The sequence below is a fragment of the Pseudomonas sp. MDT2-39-1 genome, from assembly GCF_054898085.1.
This window is the reverse complement of sequence record NZ_CM142716.1, coordinates 4,744,353-4,766,149: the sequence shown is the minus strand read 5'-3', so window position 1 is coordinate 4,766,149 and position 21,797 is coordinate 4,744,353. Positions and strand designations below refer to the sequence as shown.

Sequence of the window (21,797 nt, the reverse complement as noted above, 5' to 3'; positions counted from 1 at the left end):
AGCCCGCACGGAGATTCCCAATGACTCAGATCGCCCGCATCAGCGACACCGGCAATGAACGCCGCCTGCAAGCCGAACGCCTGGTGGGCGCCGAGGCATTGCAGGAAGCCCAGGCCTTGCGCTTCAACGTCTTCAGTGGCGAATTCAACGCCAAGCTCAAAGGCGCGGAACTGGGTCTGGACATGGACGACTATGATGTTCACTGCGCCCACATCGGCGTGCGTGATTTGAACACCGGGCGGCTGGTGGCGACCACTCGCTTGCTCGACCACACGGCCGCCAGCAGCCTGGGCAAGTTCTACAGTGAAGAAGAATTCAGCCTGCATGGCCTAGTGCAGTTGAAGGGCCCGATCCTGGAAATCGGTCGCACCTGCGTCGACCCGGCTTATCGCAACGGTGGCACCATCGCGGTGCTCTGGGGTGAACTGGCCGAAGTGTTGAATCAGGGCGGTTACAGCTATTTGATGGGGTGCGCGAGCATTCCGATGCAGGACGGCGGGATTCAGGCCCACGCAATCATGCAGCGCCTGCGTGAACGCTACCTGTGCACCGAACACCTGCGGGCCGAGCCGAAGAAACCGCTGCCGGTTTTGGACATCCCGTCCAACGTGATCGCCGAAATGCCGCCGCTGCTCAAGGCCTATATGCGTCTTGGCGCGAAGATCTGCGGCGAGCCGTGCTGGGACGAAGACTTCCAGGTCGCCGACGTGTTTATCCTGCTCAAGCGCGACGAGCTCTGCCCGCGTTATGCCAAGCACTTCAAGGCGGCGGTCTGATGAGCCGGTTGCGGGTGTACGCGCGGATTGCGCGAGTGCTGGTGGTGGTCGCACTGGGCTTGAGCATGGCCAGTGTGTTCGGGCTGTTCGAGCGCTTGGGGATTGCTCATTCGATGGTCCGCCGCCAGCGCTGGTCGCGATTTTTCATGGCGCGGTTGAGCAACGCCCTGCCCTTTCGCGTGACGGTTCACGGTGAACTGCCGAAAGAGCCGATGCTGTGGGTCAGCAATCACGTGTCGTGGACCGACATTCCATTACTGGGCATGCTCACGCCGATGTCGTTCCTGTCCAAGGCCGAAGTGCGCACCTGGCCGGTGGCCGGCTGGTTGGCAGCCAAGGCCGGCAGCCTGTTTATCCGTCGCGGGTCGGGTGACAGCCAGCTGATTCGCAAACAGATGACGCGCCACCTGGCGCAGGAACATCCGCTGCTGATGTTCCCGGAAGGCACCACCACCAATGGACGTTCGTTGCGGACGTTTCATGGCCGTTTGTTGTCAGCGGCGATTGACTCTGAAGTGAAGCTGCAGCCGGTGGCGATTCGGTATCTGCGTGACGGCGAACTCGACTCGCTGGCGCCGTTCATTGGCGATGATGATTTGCTGTCGCACCTGATGCGTCTGTTCGCCAATGATCGTGGGGAAGTGGAAATCAAAGTGCTCAAGCCGATCGCTTGCGAAGGCCGTGAGCGTGCGGCGCTGGCGTTCGAGGCGCAGCAGGCGGTGCAGAAGGCGTTGTTTGGGGCGATTCCGCAGGCGCAACCGGAACCGCTGCGGCCCGCGATCGCGGCCTGATATAAATCCCCTGAAGAAACACAAATCCCTGTGGGAGCGGGCTTGCTCGCGAATGCGGTGTATCAGCTGGCATCAATGCTGAATGACACACCGCATTCGCGAGCAAGCCCGCTCCCACAAGGGTATTTAGGGTGTTGGATAGTTCTGCGCAAAGTCCTGAAGCTGCGGATAGAACAACCGAAAATCATCGCTCAACGGCTCATACAACAACCGCAATTCCTGCATCGCCCCCGCCAGTTCCTCAGGCCGGGTCAACCGCCGGGAAATCCCCCGCAATACCTGCTCCAGCACTTCAAACTCCTGATAAGAACCCAACCAGTCATTCGCCACCATGTGCGGTGCGATCCTCGCCAACCGTTCCGGCAGTTGCGGCTCGGCCGACAGCACCCGGTACACATCCGAAGTGAACAGCTCCAGTGGCTGATTCGAATAAAGCGTCCAGTCCCGCGCCAGGCAGTGGTCGAAAAACACGTCGAGCACAATCCCCGCGTAACGCCTGCGCGTGATGGAAAACCGCGACAACGAGGTATCCACCAACGGATGGCGGTCGGTAAAGACGTCGATGCTGCGATGCAGCTGAATGGCCGCTTCGATCTCCGGGTCGAACTGCCCTTGCAGCCGTCCCTTGACGAAATCGCCATACAGACTGCCGAGCAATTGACCGGGGCGCTGGCCACCGAGGTGAAGATGTGCGAGATAATTCATGGGCGCAGCTTAGCACTGCGCCTTTATATCTTTACACTCAGCGTATCGTTATAACCCGATATACCGATTTGCACGGTCGTCAGACCAAAATCATATTTGTATATCGCGAAGTACCGATTTAAAGTTCGCCTCATCGCGATATAACGTTTTACTCATCACGAGCCCAAACCATGACCATCGACCTCGACGAAATAATAAAAGCCCTGGCACACCCAGTACGCCGAGACATCCTCACCTGGCTGAAAGATCCCAAATCCCAGTTCCCGGAACAGATCCACAACCACGAGTACGGCATTTGCGCCGGACAGATCGATCAACGCTGCGGCCTGTCGCAGTCGACCGTGTCCGCCCATTTGGCGACCTTGCAACGTGCGGGACTGATCAGCAGCCAGAAAGCCGGTCAATGGCACTTCTTCAAACGCAACGAGGACGTGATTCAGGCGTTCCTCGACGCCATCGTCAAAGAGCTCAGCGCTCCGACAAGGAATTAAACAATGCCCCTCTCGCTCCTCATTCTGGCCTTGAGCGCCTTCGCCATCGGCACCACCGAGTTCGTCATCATGGGCCTGCTGCCCGATGTGGCGGCTGACCTCGGTGTGTCGATTCCCGGCGCTGGCTGGCTGGTGACCGGTTACGCCCTGGGCGTGGCCATCGGTGCGCCGTTCATGGCACTGGCCACTGCCAAATTACCGCGCAAGGCTGCACTGGTAGCGTTGATGGGCATCTTCATCATTGGCAACCTGCTCTGTGCAATGGCGACCGACTACAACGTGCTGATGTTTGCCCGTGTGGTCACCGCCCTCTGCCACGGTGCGTTCTTCGGCATCGGTTCGGTGGTGGCGGCAGGTCTGGTTCCGGCGAACAAGCGCGCATCGGCCGTGGCCTTGATGTTCACCGGCCTGACCCTGGCCAACGTGCTCGGCGTCCCGCTGGGCACCGCGCTTGGTCAGGAAGCCGGCTGGCGTTCGACCTTCTGGGCGGTGACCGTGATGGGTGTGATCGCATTGATCGGGCTGATCCGCTTCCTGCCGGCCAAGCGCGATGAAGAGAAACTCGACATGCGCGCCGAACTGCGCGCCCTCAAAGGCGCCGGGATCTGGCTGTCTTTGAGCATGACTGCGTTGTTCGCGGCATCGGTATTCACCCTGTTCACCTACGTCGCCCCGCTGCTCGGTGATGTCACCGGCGTCTCGCCCAAAGGCGTGACCTGGACCCTGATGCTCATCGGCCTGGGCCTGACGGTCGGCAACATCATCGGCGGCAAGCTGGCTGACAAAGGCATGGCCGCGACGCTGATTGGCGTCTTCATCTCGATGGCCGTGATCTCGACCGTGCTGACCTGGACCAGCGTCGCGCTGATTCCTGCCGAAATCACCCTGTTCCTCTGGGCCACCGCGTGCTTCGCCGCCGTACCCGCCCTGCAAGTGAACGTAGTGACCTACGGCAAGGCTGCGCCGAACCTGGTGTCGACCCTGAACATCGGCGCTTTCAACATCGGCAACGCCTTGGGTGCCTGGGTCGGCGGCAGCGTCATCGCCCACGGCTTCGGCCTGACCCGCGTGCCTCTCGCGGCAGCAGCACTGGCGGTACTCGCCCTGCTGGTGACCCTGATTACTTTCCGTCAGAGCGGTAACCCCGAACTGGCTCCTGCGACTAACTGATACCTCACGAGGGTTGTACTGAAATGACGACTATTTTCGATCCAATCAAACTCGGCGACATCGAGCTGGCCAACCGCATCATCATGGCGCCACTGACCCGCTGCCGCGCGGACGAAGGCCGTGTGCCGAACGCGCTGATGGCCGAATACTACGTTCAACGCGCCTCGGCCGGCCTGATCCTCAGCGAGGCCACGTCGGTCACGCCGATGGGCGTCGGCTACCCGGACACCCCGGGCATCTGGTCCAACGATCAGGTGCGTGGCTGGGCCAACGTGACCAAAGCGATCCACGGCGCCGGCGGCAAGATTTTCCTGCAACTGTGGCACGTGGGCCGGGTTTCCCACGAGTCGTACCTGAACGGCGAAGCGCCGGTCGCACCGAGTGCCATCCAGCCAAAGGGTCACGTCAGCCTGGTTCGCCCATTGGCCGACTTCCCAACGCCGCGCGCCCTGGAAGCCGCTGAAATCGCCGACATCATCGACGCTTACCGCGTAGGTGCCGAGAACGCCAAGGCCGCCGGTTTTGACGGCGTGGAAATCCACGGTGCCAACGGTTACCTGCTCGATCAGTTCCTGCAAACCAGCACCAACCAGCGCACCGACCACTACGGTGGCTCCCTGGAAAACCGTGCGCGCCTGTTACTGGAAGTGACCGACGCCGCGATCGAAGTCTGGGGTGCTGGTCGCGTCGGTGTGCACCTGTCACCACGTGCCGATCTTCATGACATGGGCGACGACAACCTGGCCGAGACGTTCACCTACGTCGCTCGCGAACTGGGCAATCGTGGCATCGCGTTCATTTGCTCCCGCGAGAAAGAAGCCGGCGACAGCCTTGGCCCACAACTCAAAGAAGCCTTCGGCGGCCCGTACATCGTCAACGAACGTTTCACCAAGGACAGCGCCAACGCCTGGCTGGCCAGCGGCAAGGCCGATGCGGTCGCCTTCGGCGTGCCGTTCATTGCCAACCCGGACCTGCCGGCGCGCTTGAAGGCTGATGCGCCGCTGAACGAAGCGCGTCCTGAGCTGTTCTATGCCAAGGGCCCGGTGGGCTACATCGACTATCCAGTGATGTAAGCGCCCCCTTGAAATGCAAAAGCCCCGACTCGAAAGAGCCGGGGCTTTTTATTGCGCCCTGGTTATTCACGTGCCTTCACACTGATTCACACGCTCGACACAAAATCCCTACAAAATACGTAGCTCGCTACCTTTCAACCTGACGAGCGTCCGTATATAAAAGCATCCCATTGCAACAAGGCGAGCATTGAAGGGATCAACGCCCGCCTTAATGGTTGAAATAACCGGATCCAATTACGCATTTGTGTTATTTGCGCAGGCTGGGGCTCAAGCGCAGCATGTCCAACCCTGTATTGACCCAACGCTCGGCTTCGGTGTGCAGTTGAAAACTGTCGGGGGCCAATAGCCACTGGTAAAGCATGCCATCGATGTAGGCATGCAGGCTGATGGCCGCGCGGGCCGTGTCGAGGTCCTCGGGCATTTGCCCTCGATTCACTGCATTACTCAGGGCCAGGGCGATTCGCACATTGCAATCGAGGCTGACCTCACGACGCTGCTGACGCAGGTCGCACATTTCATCGGTGAATTCGCACTTATGAAACAAAATCTCATTGATGCGTCGGGTTTTCGGGTCCAGGGCAACTTGATGAAACAAATGAATCAGCAGTTTGCGCATGCAGCCCAGCGGATCGAGTTCATCTTCGCTTTCGCTGGCCCTGGCCATTTCATCCAGCGGCTCTTTCAGGCTATCCAGCATGGCCTGCACCAAGTCCGCCTTGTTGCTGAAATGCCAGTAGATGGCTCCGCGAGTCACGCCGGCCAGGGTCGCGATGTCCGCCAGCGTCGTACGCGCCACGCCCCTTTCATAAAAGGCTTTCTCTGCCGCTTCGAGAATCTGGCTGCGGGTTTCTTGAGCTTCCTCTTTGGTACGACGGACCATGGCAGTAAAACCTCAATCAGTATGCTTCAGCGATGTCTGAACAGCCGCTGAACAAAAGTGGGGCGAGCGCTCTCGGGTCTCGTCCCCGGCTTACAATTCGAACCGTTGACGGGCGTTGGTAACGGGATGGATACGCAGTCAAGGTGTTTACAAACAACCATGAACGTAAGTATATTCCTTAGCAAGCTACTTATCCACCCGGCACTCATTTTTTACCCTTCCACATTTCGAGTGCGTTTCTTGCGCGCCTGACCCGAGGATTTTCATGCAATTCAAGCCAGCTGTTACCGCTCTGGTCGCCGCCGTCGCCTTGGCATCACTGCTCAGCGGATGCAAAAAGGAAGAAGCGGCACCCGCCGCACCGCCTCCTCAGGTCGGCGTGGTTACCCTGCAACCTCAAGCCTTCACCCTGACGTCCGAGCTTCCGGGCCGCACCAGTGCGTTCCGCATTGCCGAAGTACGCCCACAGGTCAACGGCATCATTCTCAAGCGTCTGTTCAAGGAAGGTGGCGACGTCAAGGCCGGCCAGCAGCTGTATCAGATCGATCCGTCGGTCTATGACGCTACGCTGAAAAGCGCCGAAGCCAACCTGCAACAGACGAAGTCGATCTCTGATCGCTACAAGCAGTTGGTCAACGAACAGGCTGTCAGCCGTCAGGAATACGACACTGCCGTGGCCAACCGCATGCAATCGGAAGCCGCGCTGCAAACCGCTCAGATCAATGTGCGCTACACCAAAGTCTACGCGCCGATTTCCGGCCGCATCGGTCGCTCGAACGTGACCGAAGGCGCGCTGGTCAGCAACGGCCAGGCTGATGCCATGGCGGTGATCCAGCAACTCGACCCGATTTACGTCGACGTCACCCAGTCTTCGGTCGAGCTGCTTGAGCTGCGTCGCGAACTGGAAAGCGGTCGCCTGCAAAAGGCTGGCGACACGGCAGCGGCGGTCAAGCTGACCCTCGAAGACGGCAGCCAGTACAAACAGGAAGGCAAGCTCGAATTCTCCGAAGTCTCGGTTGACCAGACCACGGGGTCCGTGACCTTGCGTGCGGTGTTCCCGAACCCGGATCACACGCTGCTTCCGGGTATGTTCGTGCATGCTCAGCTTAAAGCCGGTGTGAACGCCGCCGCGATTCTGGCGCCGCAACAAGGCGTGACCCGCGACCTCAAAGGCACCCCGACCGCGCTGGTCGTGGGTGCCGACAACAAGGTTGAACTGCGTCAGCTCAAGGCCAGCCGCACTGTCGGCAGCCAATGGCTGATCGAAGACGGTCTCAAGGCCGGCGATCGTCTGATCACCGAAGGACTGCAATTCGTCAAACCTGGCATTGAAGTCAAAGCCAGTGAAGCGACTAACGTTGGCGCAAAGAACCCGGTCTCCGCACAGGCAGCTAGCAAGGCTTCCAGCGGCAAAGGGGAGTAAACCATGTCCAGATTTTTTATCGACCGTCCGATTTTCGCCTGGGTAATTGCCCTGGTGATCATGCTGGTCGGGGCACTATCGATCCTCAAACTCCCGATCAACCAATACCCGAGCATTGCGCCTCCGGCCATTGCCATCTCGGTGACCTACCCAGGCGCGTCTGCACAAACCGTGCAGGACACCGTGGTGCAGGTGATCGAGCAACAGCTCAACGGTATCGACAACCTGCGTTATGTCTCCTCGGAAAGTAACTCCGACGGCAGCATGACCATTACCGCGACCTTCGAGCAAGGCACCAACTCCGATACCGCGCAGGTTCAGGTCCAGAACAAACTGAACCTGGCCACCCCGCTGCTGCCGCAAGAAGTGCAGCAACAGGGTATCCGCGTGACCAAGGCAGTGAAGAACTTCCTGATGGTAATCGGCGTGGTGTCGCGCGACGGCAGCATGACCAAGGACGACCTGTCCAACTACATCGTGTCGAACATGCAGGACCCGATCTCGCGGACCGCCGGTGTCGGTGACTTCCAGGTCTTCGGTGCCCAGTACGCGATGCGGATCTGGCTCGACCCGGCCAAGCTGAACAACTTCAATCTGACGCCAGTGGACGTGAAAGCGGCCATCGCCGCGCAGAACATCCAGGTGTCCTCCGGTCAACTGGGCGGCCTGCCTGCTGCGCCCGGCCAGCAGTTGAACGCCACCATCATCGGCAAGACCCGTCTGCAGACCGCCGAGCAGTTCAACAAGATCCTGCTCAAGGTCAACAAGGACGGCTCGCAAGTACGCCTGTCCGATGTCGCCGACGTGGGCCTGGGCGGTGAAAACTACAGCATCAACGCTCAGTTCAACGGCGCACCGGCTTCCGGTCTGGCGGTGAAATTGGCCAACGGTGCCAACGCCCTCGACACCGCGAAAGCGCTGCGCAACACCATCAACACGCTCAAGCCGTTCTTCCCGCAAGGCATGGAAGTGGTCTTCCCGTACGACACCACCCCGGTGGTGACCGAGTCGATCAAGGGCGTAGTTGAAACCCTGGTCGAAGCGATCGTGCTGGTGTTCCTGGTGATGTTCCTGTTCCTGCAAAACTTCCGCGCCACCGTCATCACCACGATGACCGTGCCGGTGGTATTGCTGGGTACATTCGGGATCCTCGCGGCGTTCGGTTTCAGCATCAACACCCTGACCATGTTCGGTATGGTGCTGGCCATCGGTTTGTTGGTGGACGATGCCATCGTCGTGGTGGAAAACGTCGAACGGGTCATGAGTGAAGAAGGCCTGTCACCCAAGGAGGCCACCAAGAAATCCATGGGGCAGATCCAGGGTGCACTGGTCGGTATCGCCCTGGTGCTGTCGGCGGTACTGCTGCCGATGGCCTTCTTCAGCGGTTCCACGGGCGTGATCTACAAGCAGTTCTCGATTACCATCGTTTCGGCCATGGCGCTGTCCGTGATGGTCGCACTGATCTTCACTCCGGCCCTTTGCGCCACCATGCTCAAGGCGATTCCGAAAGGCGAGCACGGCACACCGAAACGCGGCTTCTTCGGCTGGTTCAACCGCAGCTTTGACCGTGGCGTCAAAAGCTACGAGCGTGGCGTGGGCAACATGCTGACGCACAAGGCGCCATACCTGTTGGCCTACGTGATCATTGTCGTCGGCATGATCTGGCTGTTCACCCGCATTCCAACGGCGTTCCTGCCGGAAGAAGACCAGGGCGTTCTGTTCGCTCAGGTGCAGACCCCGGCCGGCTCCAGCGCCGAGCGCACGCAGGTGGTGATCGATGAGATGCGCTCCTACTTGCTGGACAAGGAATCGAGCGCGGTCGCCTCGGTGTTTACCGTCAACGGTTTCAACTTCGCCGGTCGCGGCCAAAGCTCGGGCCTGGCGTTCATCATGCTCAAGCCGTGGGATCAGCGGGATGCGGAAAACAGCGTGTTCAAACTCGCTGCCCGCGCCCAGCAACACTTCTTCACTTTCCGCGATGCAATGGTGTTTGCCTTCGCGCCACCCGCGGTATTGGAGTTGGGTAACGCCACTGGTTTTGACGTGTTCCTGCAAGACCGTGCCGGTATCGGTCACGACAAGTTGATGGAAGCTCGCAACCAGTTCCTCGGCATGGCGGCGCAGAGCAAGGTGCTCTATCAGGTGCGTCCGAACGGCCTGAACGACGAGCCGCAATACCAGCTGGAAATCGATGACGAGAAGGCCAGTGCACTGGGCCTGACCCTCACCGACATCAACAGCACCCTGTCGATTGCCTTGGGCAGTAGCTACGTCAACGACTTCATCGACCGTGGTCGGGTGAAGAAAGTCTACGTGCAAGGCCAACCCGGCTCGCGCATGAGTCCGGAAGACATCAAGAAATGGTATGTGCGTAACGCCGCAGGAACCATGGTGCCTTTCTCGGCTTTCGCCAAGGGTGAGTGGATTTACGGTGCGCCGAAGCTCTCGCGTTACAACGGCGTAGAAGCGATGGAAATCCTCGGTGCCCCGGCTCCGGGCTACTCAACCGGTGAAGCCATGGCGGAAGTCGAAGCCCTGGCCAAGAAACTGCCGGCCGGTGTCGGTATTTCCTGGACCGGTCTGTCGTACGAAGAACGGCTGTCCGGCTCGCAGGCTCCCGCGCTGTACGCGTTGTCGCTGCTGATGGTGTTCCTGTGCCTGGCGGCGCTGTACGAAAGCTGGTCGATTCCGATCGCGGTGATGCTGGTGGTGCCTTTGGGGATCATCGGTGCACTGTTGGCAACCAGTCTGCGAGGGCTCTCCAACGACGTTTACTTCCAGGTGGGCCTGTTGACGACCATCGGTCTGGCGGCGAAAAACGCCATTCTGATCGTCGAATTCGCCAAGGAACTGCATGAGCAAGGGCGTAGCTTGCGCGATGCGGCGATCGAAGCGTGCCGGATGCGTTTGCGGCCGATCATCATGACCTCGCTCGCCTTCGTCCTCGGCGTGGTACCGCTGGCGATTTCCACGGGCGCAGGTTCCGGTAGCCAACATGCAATCGGTACGGGCGTTATTGGCGGTATGATCACCGCCACGGTCCTGGCGATCTTTTGGGTCCCACTGTTCTTCGTCACCGTGTCGTCCATCGGCCAGCGCAAAAAAGCCGAACAGGACGACGCTATTGAACCTTCTAAAGAGGCTGGCCAATGAGCAAGTCGCTACTCTCCATCGCAGTTGCCGCCTTCGTGCTGAGCGGCTGCTCGCTGATACCCGATTATCAGCAGCCTGAAGCACCAGTGGCGGCCCAATACCCGCAAGGCCCGGCGTACTCGTCGGCCCAGGCGCCGAATCAGGCGGCTGCGGAACAGGGCTGGAAGCAGTTTTTCCATGACCCGGCCCTGCAACAGCTGATCCAGGTCTCGCTGGAAAACAACCGTGACCTGCGTGTTGCGGCCCTGAACATCGACGCGTTCGCGGCGCAGTACCGCATCCAGCGTGCCGATCTGTTCCCGGCCGTTTCGGCCAATGGCACTGGCAGCCGTCAGCGCGTTCCGGCGCGTGCCTCGCAAACTGGCGAAGCGGGTATCACCAGTTCCTATTCGGCCACCGTCGGCATCAGTGCCTATGAACTCGACCTGTTCGGTCGGGTTCGCAGCCTCAGTGAAGAAGCCCTGCAAAAGTACTTCGCCACTGAAGAAGGTCGTCGCAGCACGCAGATCAGTCTGGTGGCCAGCGTGGCCAACGCCTACCTGACCTGGCAGGCGGACAAGGAACTGCTGAAACTGACCCAGGACACCCTCGGTGCGTTCGAGGAGAGCTACAAGCTCACCGCGCGCAGCAACGAAGTCGGTGTGGCCTCGGCCCTGGACCTGGCCCAGTCGCGTACCTCGGTGGAAAACGCCCGGGCGCAACTGGCCAGGTACACCCGTCAGGTCGCGCAGGATGAAAACAGCCTGGTGTTGCTGCTAGGCACCGGCATCCCGGCCAATCTGCAAGCCGCCAAACCACTGGCTGACGACCTGCTGAGCGACGTACCGGCCGGTCTGCCATCGGACTTGCTGCAACGTCGTCCGGATATCCTCCAGGCCGAATACAACCTGAAAGCGGCCAACGCCAACATCGGCGCGGCACGGGCGGCGTTCTTCCCGAGCATCAGCCTGACTGCCAATGCCGGGACCCTGAGCCCGGACCTTTCCGGTCTGTTCAAAGGCGGTTCGGGCACCTGGCTGTTCTCGCCGCAGATCAACCTGCCGATCTTCAACGCCGGCAGCCTGCGCGCCAGCCTGGATTACTCGAAAATCCAGAAAGACATCGGCGTGGCGAACTACGAGAAGTCCATTCAAACGGCCTTCCAGGAAGTCGCCGACGGCCTGGCCGCCCGCCAGACCTACACCGATCAGTTGCAGGCGCAGCGTGACTTCGTTACCGCCAACCAGGACTACTACCGACTGGCCGAGCGTCGCTACCGTATCGGTGTCGACAGCAACCTGACCTTCCTCGACGCCCAGCGTCAGCTGTTCAGTGCGCAACAGGTGCTGATTACTGATCGTCTGGCGCAGCTGGTCAGCGCGGTCAATCTGTACAAGGCACTGGGTGGTGGCTGGAACGAGCAGACGGCGAAAGTCGAACCGCTGAAAGAAGAAGCGCCGAAGATGAAGTTGTTCTGATAGCGCTGTTGTAAGAGAAGCCCACCTTTCGGTGGGCTTTTTGTTAGTTGCGGGAAACGGTGTGGTGTCTGGTCTGGCCTCTTCGCGGGCAAGCCTCGCTCCTACAGGTGGTGCGGGGTGCATACCGTCTGAGCTCGACGCGGACACTGTAGGAGCGAGGCTTGCCCGCGAAGAGGCCAGCCCTGACACCACAAACGCCTCGGCCCATCTTGCGTTCGATAACCGCCCAAAACCCGCTTCCCCCGATTGAACCATCCAGTCCATCCCCCGCACCATTCGTCGTACAAGACCAATAACATCAGGTTCGACACCATGCCCCCGCGCCCTGCCCTGTCCGGCTGATCCCGCTCCCGTTTTTCACCCATTCGAGACCTTTGTCTGCAACCCCAACGTTGCGGCACCGCACCGTTTCATCCCTAACAATTAGAGAGACCCGAGCCCATGACGCCTTGCACTACGCCGTATTACTTCCCAAGCCTGATCGCCATCGCTCTGGCCGGTGCGGCCCTGCCCGCCATGGCCGAGGAACCGGGTTTTGTCGAAGGCGCCAAGGTCAACCTGAACCTGCGCAACTTCTACATCAACCGCAACTTCACCAACCCAACCAAGGCCCAAGGCAAAGCTGAAGAGTGGACGCAAAGTTTCATCCTCGACGCCAAGTCCGGCTTCACCCAGGGCACCGTCGGGTTCGGCATGGATGTGCTGGGGTTGTACTCGGTGAAGCTCGACGGCGGTAAAGGCACGGGCGGGACGCAGTTGCTGCCGCTGGACCACGACGGTCGCCCGGCGGACAACTTCGGTCGTACCAACGTAGCGTTCAAGGCCAGGTTTTCGCAGACCGAAGTCAAAGTAGGCGAATGGATGCCGGTGCTGCCGATCCTGCGCTCGGACGACGGTCGCTCCCTGCCGCAAACCTTCCGTGGCGGTCAGATCACCTCGAAAGAAATTGCCGGCCTGACGCTCTACGGCGGCCAGTTCCGCGCCAACAGCCCGCGCGACGACAGCAGCATGAGCGACCTGTCGATGACCGGAAAACCGGCCTTCACCTCCGACCGCTTCAACTTCCAGGGCGGCGAATACGCGTTCAACGACAAACGCACCCAGATCGGCCTGTGGAATGCCGAACTCAAGGACATCTACAGCCAGCAATACGTGAACCTGATTCACAGCCAGCCCATCGGCGACTGGACGCTGGGCGCCAACCTCGGTTTCTTCTATGGCAAGGATGACGGCAGCGCCCGGGCTGGCGATCTGGACAACAAGACCTGGTCGGGCCTGTTCTCGGCCAGGTACGGCGGCCACACCTTTTACGTCGGCCTGCAAAAGCTCACCGGCGACAGTGCCTGGATGCGGGTCAACGGCACCAGCGGCGGCACCCTGGCCAACGACAGCTACAACGCCAGTTATGACAACGCCCGGGAAAAATCCTGGCAGGCGCGCCACGACTACAACTTCGTCGCCCTCGGCATCCCCGGCCTGACCCTGATGAACCGCTACATCAGCGGCGACAACGTGCACACCGGCGCCATCACTGACGGCAAGGAATGGGGCCGCGAAAGTGAACTGGGCTACACCGTGCAGAGCGGCGCGCTCAAGGACCTCAACGTCAAATGGCGCAACTCGACCCTGCGCCGGGACTTCAGCAACAATGAGTTCGATGAGAATCGGTTGATCGTCAGCTATCCGATCAGTTTGTTGTAAACGCACCAGGGCAGCGGGGGAAGTTAAACCCCGCTGCCTGTAACCACCGGTCGGCGTGACTGGCATTTTGCGAGTTGGCAGATACAGTCAAGAAGGTGTGTTTAATTCTCCAGCCCAGATGTAGGAGCCCCTGTTTCCTTCCGTTATCTCCGGATGCTGTACGCGAAGCTGCCATGACCGCGGAGGTCAGGTATGAGCAAGCGAATAGTTATCGTCGGTGGCGGCGTAGGTGGAACCATGTTGGCCAATCAACTGGCCAGCAAGCTGTATCCGGAAATCCTGCGCGGCGAAGTCTCGATTGCACTGCTGTCCAATTCCCCCGATCACTTTTATAAACCTGCGTTCATGTATGTGGCGTTCAACCTGTTTTTTCAGGAAGAACTCAAGCGTGCGGAGCGTTCATTGTTACGCCCGGAAATCACCTTCAAAGTTGAAGAAGTGACACGTTTTGATTTCCCCGGGCAACGCCTGAAAACTCGTAGTGGCAAAGTTTACGACTATGATTTTCTGGTGATCGCCACAGGCTGCGTACCCGCCCCGGAACGCATCGAAGGCCTGAAGGAAGCCGGCGACCATTTCTATCAATACGAGCCCGCCAGGCAACTGGCGCAAAAGCTGAGCACCATCGAAAAAGGCCGCATTTTCATTACCGTTTCCTTCCCGAAAACGCCTAACGTTCCGCATCAATGCGGTATCGCGCCTGTCGAAACCACCTTGATGCTTGATGACTTTCTGCGGCGTCGGGGGGTGCGGGACAAGGTGGAAATCATTTACACCTACCCGACTACGGCTCAACTACTGCGAAACTGCCTGTTCTTGCAACGCCCGACCGGGGAAATTCTGCCGAAGATTTTCGAGCAGAAAAACATCCATTTTCAGCGTGGTTTTACGCTGAGTCGTGTTGATCCAGACAGCAAAATTGCCTACTCCGAAGAAGGCGACGCGCAGCCCTACAACATCCTGATGGCCACACCGCCCATCTGCGCGGTGGATGCCGTGCTTGAGTCCGGAGCCTCTCAAGCACCCAACCGCGAAGGCTGGTTGCCCACCAACCACGAAACGCTGCAGGTCTATGGACTGGAAAACGTCTACGTCATCGGTGACACCGTCGACCTGCCTGTCAGCAAAGCCGGAGGCGCATGCCATAACCAGGCCCCCGTAATCGCCAACAACATCGCCGCCGAAATTCGTCTGGGCACCACCATCGCCGTATACGACGGACGTGTTCAGGCCGTGGCGCAAATGGGCCTGAATGCCGGCATGCCGCTTTGTTATGACTACCAGCACGATGTCCTGCCAACCCCGCCAACCAAACTCGGCGGGTTACTCAGGAACGGATTCAATCGCGGTCTGTACTGGGCTTGCGCCCGCGGAATGCTTTGACCCTGCACAGGGAAAGGATGAATCGTCATGGACCTATCAAATGAATCAATCGCACCCGCCATCAGCCCTGGATTAAACGCACTGATGGAAAAGCTGAAACCGTTGATTGACGGTGGGCGGCTGGACAACCTGGTGGACCTGCTTTCGCTGGTCAGCGACCTCGTCGACCTGCTGGACGCCCCGATGGTGGAAAAGCTGGCTCAGCTTTTCGAGAACGCAACAGCGGCTACCTGGAGCGTCAGCAACGCCGTACGCATGGCAAAAGCCGATAGCGCGGCAAACGAGCAGCCCCCTGGCTTTTACCAGCTACTGAAATTATTGCGCGAACCCGATACTCGACGAGGTGTGGGGTTCGCACTCAAAACCCTCAACGTCATTGGAAGACAACTTTGAACGGTCAGAGAGGACAACCTCATGAGCACCAAACTGCATACAGCAAGGAATACCAGCACAGACTGGGATGCCAGGGCCTACCAGCAATTCTCGATGCTTCGAAAACGACCGGTAAACGAGCTACTGGACCGCGTCGACCTTGAAAACCCCAAATGCATCTACGACCTCGGGTGTGGCACCGGCATTGCAACGCAAGCTCTGGCCAAGCGCTGGCCCCGCGCGCACCTGATGGGTGTCGACAGTTCTGAGCAGATGCTTGGGGAGGCCAGATGCTTGCCGATCAAAGCACAGTGGAAGCGGTGCGATCTACAGAACTGGCAGCCGGAGCAACCGGCCGACCTGCTCTTTGCCGCCGCCGTGCTGCACTTCATCGACGGTCACGAACAGCTGCTACCGCGTTTGCTCGGTTATCTCAATGTGGGTGGTTGTCTGGCAGCGCACATGCCCGACTGGCGGGATGCGCTGTGGTATCAACTGATGCTCGACACACTCAACGATGGCGGCGCCGACGGTAAATCGCTCGGCTCCCCGCAATTGCGCGAGACGATGGCAGCGCGGCCGTTGCTGTCGTTGGAAGATTACTACCGGTTGCTCTCACCTATCACCCGGACACTGGATATCTGGGAGACCGAGCAGTTGCAGGTCGTGGACGGCAAGTCGCCGATTTATGACTGGATCAAGGTCTCGGCCTTGCGGGCGGTGATGCAAGGGTTGAAGGATGACGAACAGGCGCGGTTCATTTATCACTTCATGATGCGGGTGCATGCGCATTACCCGCATGAGTGCGATGGCCACACGCTGTTTCCGTTCAAGCGGATCTTCATTGTCGCCACGGTGTAAGTCATGACATTGCTTTCGCGGGCAAGCCTCGCTCCTACAGGTACTGCGCCAATTTTTAAATGGTGCAAAACCTGTAGGAGCGAGGCTTGCCCGCGAAAGCGTCAGCTCTAACAACGCAAAACCCGAAATTTACTCCCGAGACTCAACGCCAAGCTCATCCCAAACCGACTCCGCCAAATGAAACGTCGCATTCGCCGCCGGGATGCCGCAGTAGATTGCGCTCTGCATGATCACTTCCTTGATCTCTCCACGGGTCACGCCGTTGTTGGCGGCGGCGCGCAGGTGCAGTTTGAGTTCTTCGTTGCGGTTCATGCCGATCAGCATGGCGATGGTGATCAGGCTGCGGGTATGACGCGGCAGGCCCGGACGGGTCCAGATGTCACCCCACGCATGGCGGGTGATCATCTCCTGAAACTCCGAGTTGAACTCGGTCAGGGCGTTCAGGCTGCGGTCGACATGGGCATCGCCGAGCACCGCGCGACGGACGTTCAGGCCCTCGTCGTAACGTTGTTTCTCGTCCACAACAATCCCCTTAATGAGCCAACAGAAACGCCAGCACACGGTCGCTGAAATCAGCCCCGGCCTGGACGTTGGACAGGTGCGCGGCATAGAACTCGGCGTACTCGGCGCCCTGCACATGCTCCTGAATAAAGTGCCCACCGGACGGCGGCGTCACCGCATCTTCGGTGCCGGCGATGACCAGCAGCGGCACCTTGATCGAGGACAGCTGATCACGGAAATCGGCATCGCGCACGGCGGCGCAATTGGCGGCATAACCTTCAGGCGAAGTGGCCGCGAGCATGTCGGTAATCTTCTTCGCTGCAGCAGGATTCGCCTCGGCAAAATCCGCGGTGAACCAGCGCGCAATCGACGCATCGCGCAGCGCGACCATGGCGGCCGGACCGTCACGCAGCACAGTTTCGATCCGTGGATTCCACACCGACGGATCGCCGATTTTCGCCGCGGTGTTGCACACCACCAGTTTGTTCAACCGCTCGCCAGCATTGATGCCCAGCCACTGGCCGATCAGGCCGCCCATGGACAGACCGCAGAAATGCGCACGCTTGATGTGCAACGCATCCAGCAACGCCAGCACGTCGTGGCCCAGTTGCTCGATGTTGTACGGCCCCGGCGTCACCAGCGATTGGCCATGGCCACGGGTGTCGAAACGCAGCACCCGGAACTGCTCGGAGAACGCTGCAATTTGCGCATCCCACATGTGCAGGTCGGTGCCCAGCGAGTTGGACAGCACCAGGACCGGCGCATCCGCCGGGCCATCAAGTTGGTAGTGCAGTTCGCCCTCGGCGAGTTGTACGAAAGCCACAGCAATCTCCTTCAGGCAGTCAACGCAGAATGTTCAGCCACCGCTCGCTCGACCCAGGTATGGGCCTGACCGAGGTAATGGGCGGGGTCCAGCAGACGATCGAGTTCAGCAGCAGAAAGCTCGGCGGTCACTTGCGGCTCGTCGCCGAGTACCGCTCGCAGATGACGTTGCTCGGCCACCGCACGTGTGCAGCATTGCTCCAGCAAATGGTGCGCGGTGTCGCGGCCGACCCGTTGGGCGAGGACGATGCTCACCGCTTCGGCCAGCACCAGCCCCTGGGTCAGGTCGAGGTTGCGCGCCATACGATCGGCGTCCACTTCCAGTCCATCCGCCACCAGCAATGCTTGTTTAAGGCTGCCGGACACCAGGCAGCAAATCTCCGGCAGGGTTTCCCATTCGGCATGCCACAGGCCCAGGCTGCGCTCGTGTTCCTGCGGCATGGCGCTGAACAGGGTCGAGAGCAAACCGGGAACCCGGGTTGCCGCACCGATCATCACCGCCGCGCCCACGGGGTTGCGTTTGTGCGGCATGGTCGAGGAACCGCCCTTGCCCGGTGCCGACGGCTCGAACACTTCGCCGGCTTCCGTCTGCATCAACAGACTGATATCGCGGCCAAGTTTGCCGAGGCTGCCGGCGATCAAACCGAGTACCGAACCGAACTCCGCCAAACGATCACGCTGGGTGTGCCAGGGTTGGTCCGGCAACGTCAGTTGCAGCTCACCGGCCAAGGCTTCGGCAATCGGCATCGCTTGCTCGCCGAGGGCCGCCAGTGTTCCGCAGGCGCCGCCGAATTGGAGCACCAGCAGACGCGGTTTGAGTTCGCGCAGACGCTGACGGCTGCGGGTCACGGCGCCCAGCCAACCGGCGATTTTCATGCCGAGGGTGACGGGCGTTGCGTGCTGCAGCCAAGTGCGTCCGGCGAGCGGCGTGCCGACGTAACGCCGGGCTTGAGTCGAGAGGGTTTCGCCCAATTGCGCCAGATCGCTTTCGATCAGTTCCAACGCGCGGCGCAGTTGCAGCACCAGCCCCGTGTCCATCACGTCCTGGCTAGTTGCGCCCAGATGCACGTAGCGTTCGGCTTCGGCATCGTTGGCCGCAATCTGTTTACCCAACGCCTTGACCAGCGGAATCGCCGAGTTGCCCGCCGTGGCAATCGCTTCGCCCAGAGCGACAAAGTCGTAATGCCCGGCCCGACATGCCGCTTCGATCGAGGCAACAACCGTCTGCGGAATCAAGCCAACCCGCGCCTCTGCCCGGGCCAGTGCCGCTTCGAAATCGAGCATGGCCTGAACCCGGCCCTGATCACAGAACACTTCACGCATGTCGCGGGCCGTGAAATAGGCATCGAACAATTGATTGCCCGGTCGCTGGTTCATAAACAGTCCCTGAAGGCGTGGGCCATTGAGGCCCACGCGTATGGATCAAAGGTCGTGGTGCAAGTACTTGGCCTGTTTCGGCAGGCGCAGGCTGAACAGGAACGCCACCGCCATCATCACCGTCACGTACCAGTAGAAGGAGTTTTCCATGCCCACGGCTTTAAGGCTCAGGGCCACATATTCCGCCGAACCGCCGAAGATTGCATTTGCCACGGCGTAAGCCAGGCCGACACCCAATGCACGCACCTCTGGCGGGAACATTTCGGCTTTGACCAGGCCACTGATGGACGTGTAAAAACTGACAATTGCCAGCGCCACGGTAATCAGCACAAAGGCCAGGAACGGACTGCTGACGCTTTTCAGGCTCAGCAGGATCGGCACGGTGCACAGCGTCCCGAGGGCGCCGAACCAGAGCATCGAGTTACGTCGGCCGATCTTGTCCGCGAGCATGCCGAACAGCGGCTGCATGCACATATAAAGGAACAGCGCGCCGGTCATGATGAAACTGGCGGTCTTGGCGTGCATGCCGGCGGTGTTCACCAGGTACTTCTGCATGTACGTGGTGAAGGTGTAGAAAATCAGCGAACCACCGGCGGTGTAACCGAGCACGGTAATAAAGGCTGCCTTATGGTCGCGGAACAGTGCGCGGATGCTGCCGGCGTCCTTGTTCTCGCGCATATCCTTGCTGGTGGTTTCTTTCAGCGAACGACGCAGGAACAGCGAAATCAGCGCCGCCACCGCACCGACCACAAACGGGATCCGCCATCCGTAGGCACGCAGGTCATCTTCTGTGAGGAACTGTTGCAGGACCACCACCAGCGACACCGCCAGCAACTGCCCGCCAATCAGCGTCACGTACTGGAACGAGGCGAAGAAACCGCGCTGGCCCTTGAGGGCGACTTCGCTCATGTAGGTCGCGGTGGTGCCGTACTCCCCGCCCACCGACAGGCCCTGCAGCAAGCGGGCGAACAGCAGCATGATCGGCGCCCAGACGCCGATGTCCTTATAGGTCGGCAGGCACGCGATGAGCAACGAACCGAAGCACATCATCAGAATCGAGATCAACATCGAATTCTTGCGCCCGTGCTTGTCCGCGACACGGCCAAAAATCCAGCCGCCAATCGGTCGCATCAGGAACCCGGCCGCGAACACGCCAGCGGTATTCACCAACTGCACGGTGGGGTTGCCGGACGGAAAAAAGGCTGGCGCAAAGTAGATCGCGCAAAAGGCGTAGACGTAGAAGTCGAACCATTCGACGAGGTTGCCGGACGAAGCGCCGACAATTGCGAAGATCCGCTTGCTGCGCTCTTCGCCGGTGTAGTGCTCTGTAAAAGCGGTGGTCGTTGTCATTGTTTTTCACTCTTTGAGGACCATGACAGTCTAGACACACTTTGCAACAATCCCGTTCCACAGGAACATTCTGTGGCGGCCTTGAGGACGTCTTCGCGGGCAAGTCGGATTGCCGCACCACTCGCTCCTACAGGTTTTGTGCCGGTCGCAAATTGCTAAGACCATCGGAAAACCTGTAGGAGCGAGTGGTGCGGCAATCCGACTTGCCCGCGAAGGTCTCAAGCCAACTCAGTAATCGAAGAACACCGTCTCGGCGTCGGTGCCCTGAAGAATGACATTCCACTGGTACACACCCGACGCATCCTTCTTCGCCAGCAAGGTATTGCGGCGCTCAGCCGGCACGCACTCCAACAGCGGGTCCTCGACATTCGCCGGTTCGCCCTCAAAGTAAACTCGCGTCAGCAAGTGCTTCACCAACCCACGAGCAAACACCAGCACCACCAAATGCGACGCCTGGGTCGAACCCCTAAGGCCTTCCACCGTTCCAGGCTTGATGGTGGTGAAGCGAAAGCGCCCTTCAGCATCCACCGGCACCCGGCCAAAGCCTTGGAAGTTCGGGTCCAGGGGTTTGGCCTGGTCGTCTTCGGGGTGGTCGTATTTGCCGGCGGCGTTGGCCTGCCAGACTTCCAGCATCGCGTCGTTGACGAAGTCGCCGTTGCCGTCGACGACTTGCCCGGTGATCGCCACGCGCTCACCGAGGGTTTGTTCAACGGTCAGGTCTTCGCGGTTCAGCCAGGTCAGGCCGATGTGGTAATACGGCCCGACGGTGTGGGACGTGGTCGCGTTCAGCGTCATCTTATTTCTCCATCGGCGTGGCTTCGCGGCCGCGCAAGACGATGTCCCAGCGATAACCGAGGGCATAGGAAGGGATGGTTTTTTCCAGATCGAACGTGGCGATCAAACGCTCTTTGGCGCGGGTATCGGGCACGCAGTTGTAGATCGGGTCATAAGCCAACAGCGGGTCACCCGGGAAATACATCTGCGTGACCAGCCGCGTCAGAATGCTCGGCCCGAACAGTGAGAAATGGATATGCGCCGGACGCCAGGCGTTGTGGTGGTTGCCCCACGGGTAGGCGCCCGGTTTGATGGTCTGGAACTGGTACCAGCCATCGGCGTCGGTCACGGTGCGGCCGGTGCCGGTGAAGTTCGGGTCCAGCGGCGCGTCGTGCAGGTCGCGGGCATGGTTATAGCGACCGGCGGCGTTGGCCTGCCAGATCTCCACCAGAATCCCCGGCACCGGCAGACCGTCTTCATCCAGCACGCGGCCGTGGATGATGATGCGCTCGCCCAACGGTTCGCCCGCGTGTTGCACCGTCAAGTCGTTGTCCTTCTCGTTAATACGCTCGGCGCCGATGGTCGGGCCGGTGATTTCCGACAACGAATGAGGCAAAAACACCAACGGCTTGGACGGCGCGCGACGGTTGGTGGATTGATACGTCGGGTGCAGGTAGTCCGGCTGGGTGCCTTCCTGCGGGCGACGGTAACCAGGCTTGTCAGTCATTTCGCTTTCC

The 21,797-nt window shown here is 60.0% G+C and carries 20 protein-coding genes; 12 read left to right on the top strand and 8 right to left on the bottom strand.

Annotated features, from left to right (window positions below):
• The first annotated feature begins 20 nt into the window (after nt 1-20).
• Nucleotides 21-776 (top strand): L-ornithine N(alpha)-acyltransferase, encoded by a 756-nt coding sequence (gene olsB / locus ACYZTM_RS22230; RefSeq protein ID WP_131059316.1) that lies wholly within the window; start codon nt 21-23, stop codon nt 774-776.
• Nucleotides 776-1,567 carry a lysophospholipid acyltransferase family protein gene (locus ACYZTM_RS22225; RefSeq protein ID WP_438660628.1) on the top strand — a complete coding sequence of 264 codons (792 nt, stop codon included), beginning with the start codon at nt 776-778 and terminating at the stop codon, nt 1,565-1,567. Before olsB ends, ACYZTM_RS22225 begins: the two co-directional genes overlap by 1 nt.
• A 126-nt stretch (nt 1,568-1,693) precedes the next feature.
• On the opposite strand, the gene ACYZTM_RS22220 is transcribed toward ACYZTM_RS22225, so the two are convergent.
• Entirely contained in the window at nt 1,694-2,272 is a 579-nt protein-coding gene (locus ACYZTM_RS22220; RefSeq protein WP_461984676.1) for an acyl carrier protein phosphodiesterase, read from the bottom strand.
• Between the two features lie 170 nt (nt 2,273-2,442).
• Between ACYZTM_RS22220 and ACYZTM_RS22215 the strand changes: the two genes are divergently transcribed.
• From ACYZTM_RS22215 to ACYZTM_RS22205, 3 genes are read left to right on the top strand one after another with little or no spacing between them, the layout of a single operon-like run.
• Nucleotides 2,443-2,763, top strand: a complete 321-nt coding sequence (locus ACYZTM_RS22215; RefSeq protein ID WP_131059313.1) for an ArsR/SmtB family transcription factor — start codon at nt 2,443-2,445, stop codon at nt 2,761-2,763.
• Nucleotides 2,764-2,766: 3 nt separating this feature from the next.
• A complete protein-coding gene (locus tag ACYZTM_RS22210) occupies nt 2,767-3,933 on the top strand; it encodes an MFS transporter (RefSeq protein WP_131059312.1) in 1,167 nt (388 codons plus the stop codon).
• A gap of 23 nt (nt 3,934-3,956) precedes the next feature.
• Complete coding sequence (locus ACYZTM_RS22205; RefSeq protein WP_461984673.1) at nt 3,957-5,006, top strand: alkene reductase; 1,050 nt, start codon at nt 3,957-3,959, stop codon at nt 5,004-5,006.
• Between the two features lie 247 nt (nt 5,007-5,253).
• On the opposite strand, the gene emhR is transcribed toward ACYZTM_RS22205, so the two are convergent.
• On the bottom strand, nt 5,254-5,886 hold the full coding sequence (gene emhR, locus ACYZTM_RS22200) for an efflux system transcriptional repressor EmhR (RefSeq protein ID WP_083374862.1): 633 nt from the start codon (nt 5,884-5,886) through the stop codon (nt 5,254-5,256).
• A gap of 265 nt (nt 5,887-6,151) precedes the next feature.
• Between emhR and emhA the strand changes: the two genes are divergently transcribed.
• From emhA to ACYZTM_RS22165, 7 genes are all read left to right on the top strand, one after another.
• On the top strand, nt 6,152-7,309 hold the full coding sequence (gene emhA, locus ACYZTM_RS22195; RefSeq protein ID WP_461984671.1) for an efflux RND transporter periplasmic adaptor subunit EmhA: 1,158 nt from the start codon (nt 6,152-6,154) through the stop codon (nt 7,307-7,309).
• 3 nt (nt 7,310-7,312) lie between these two features.
• A complete protein-coding gene (gene emhB, locus ACYZTM_RS22190; RefSeq protein ID WP_131059308.1) occupies nt 7,313-10,462 on the top strand; it encodes an efflux RND transporter permease subunit EmhB in 3,150 nt (1,049 codons plus the stop codon).
• Entirely contained in the window at nt 10,459-11,919 is a 1,461-nt protein-coding gene (gene emhC, locus ACYZTM_RS22185; protein ID WP_461984668.1) for an efflux RND transporter outer membrane subunit EmhC, read from the top strand. Before emhB ends, emhC begins: the two co-directional genes overlap by 4 nt.
• Nucleotides 11,920-12,360: 441 nt before the next feature.
• Nucleotides 12,361-13,620 (top strand): OprD family porin, encoded by a 1,260-nt coding sequence (locus ACYZTM_RS22180; RefSeq protein ID WP_461984666.1) that lies wholly within the window; start codon nt 12,361-12,363, stop codon nt 13,618-13,620.
• A gap of 192 nt (nt 13,621-13,812) precedes the next feature.
• The gene (locus ACYZTM_RS22175) at nt 13,813-15,003 is read left to right on the top strand and encodes an NAD(P)/FAD-dependent oxidoreductase (RefSeq protein ID WP_461984665.1); all 1,191 of its coding nucleotides are present in this window, start codon (nt 13,813-13,815) and stop codon (nt 15,001-15,003) included.
• A 27-nt stretch (nt 15,004-15,030) separates the two neighbouring features.
• Nucleotides 15,031-15,396, top strand: coding sequence for a DUF1641 domain-containing protein (locus tag ACYZTM_RS22170; protein WP_131059305.1), 366 nt, complete (start codon nt 15,031-15,033; stop codon nt 15,394-15,396).
• 21 nt (nt 15,397-15,417) lie between these two features.
• Complete coding sequence (locus tag ACYZTM_RS22165; protein ID WP_131059304.1) at nt 15,418-16,236, top strand: methyltransferase domain-containing protein; 819 nt, start codon at nt 15,418-15,420, stop codon at nt 16,234-16,236.
• 129 nt (nt 16,237-16,365) lie between these two features.
• Here ACYZTM_RS22165 and pcaC read toward each other — a convergent pair whose 3' ends face one another.
• The 6 genes from pcaC to pcaH form a co-directional block, all read right to left on the bottom strand.
• Nucleotides 16,366-16,758 carry a 4-carboxymuconolactone decarboxylase gene (pcaC, locus tag ACYZTM_RS22160; RefSeq protein ID WP_008005892.1) on the bottom strand — a complete coding sequence of 131 codons (393 nt, stop codon included), beginning with the start codon at nt 16,756-16,758 and terminating at the stop codon, nt 16,366-16,368.
• Between the two features lie 10 nt (nt 16,759-16,768).
• Nucleotides 16,769-17,560 (bottom strand): 3-oxoadipate enol-lactonase, encoded by a 792-nt coding sequence (pcaD, locus tag ACYZTM_RS22155; RefSeq protein ID WP_461984662.1) that lies wholly within the window; start codon nt 17,558-17,560, stop codon nt 16,769-16,771.
• Nucleotides 17,561-17,571: 11 nt separating this feature from the next.
• Nucleotides 17,572-18,936 (bottom strand): 3-carboxy-cis,cis-muconate cycloisomerase, encoded by a 1,365-nt coding sequence (locus tag ACYZTM_RS22150; protein ID WP_461984660.1) that lies wholly within the window; start codon nt 18,934-18,936, stop codon nt 17,572-17,574.
• Between the two features lie 45 nt (nt 18,937-18,981).
• Nucleotides 18,982-20,286, bottom strand: coding sequence for an MFS family transporter (locus ACYZTM_RS22145; protein ID WP_461984658.1), 1,305 nt, complete (start codon nt 20,284-20,286; stop codon nt 18,982-18,984).
• A gap of 228 nt (nt 20,287-20,514) precedes the next feature.
• Nucleotides 20,515-21,081 (bottom strand): protocatechuate 3,4-dioxygenase subunit alpha, encoded by a 567-nt coding sequence (gene pcaG / locus ACYZTM_RS22140; RefSeq protein WP_461984656.1) that lies wholly within the window; start codon nt 21,079-21,081, stop codon nt 20,515-20,517.
• A gap of 1 nt (nt 21,082) precedes the next feature.
• Nucleotides 21,083-21,787 carry a protocatechuate 3,4-dioxygenase subunit beta gene (pcaH, locus tag ACYZTM_RS22135; RefSeq protein WP_219095259.1) on the bottom strand — a complete coding sequence of 235 codons (705 nt, stop codon included), beginning with the start codon at nt 21,785-21,787 and terminating at the stop codon, nt 21,083-21,085.
• Nucleotides 21,788-21,797 lie beyond the last annotated feature (10 nt).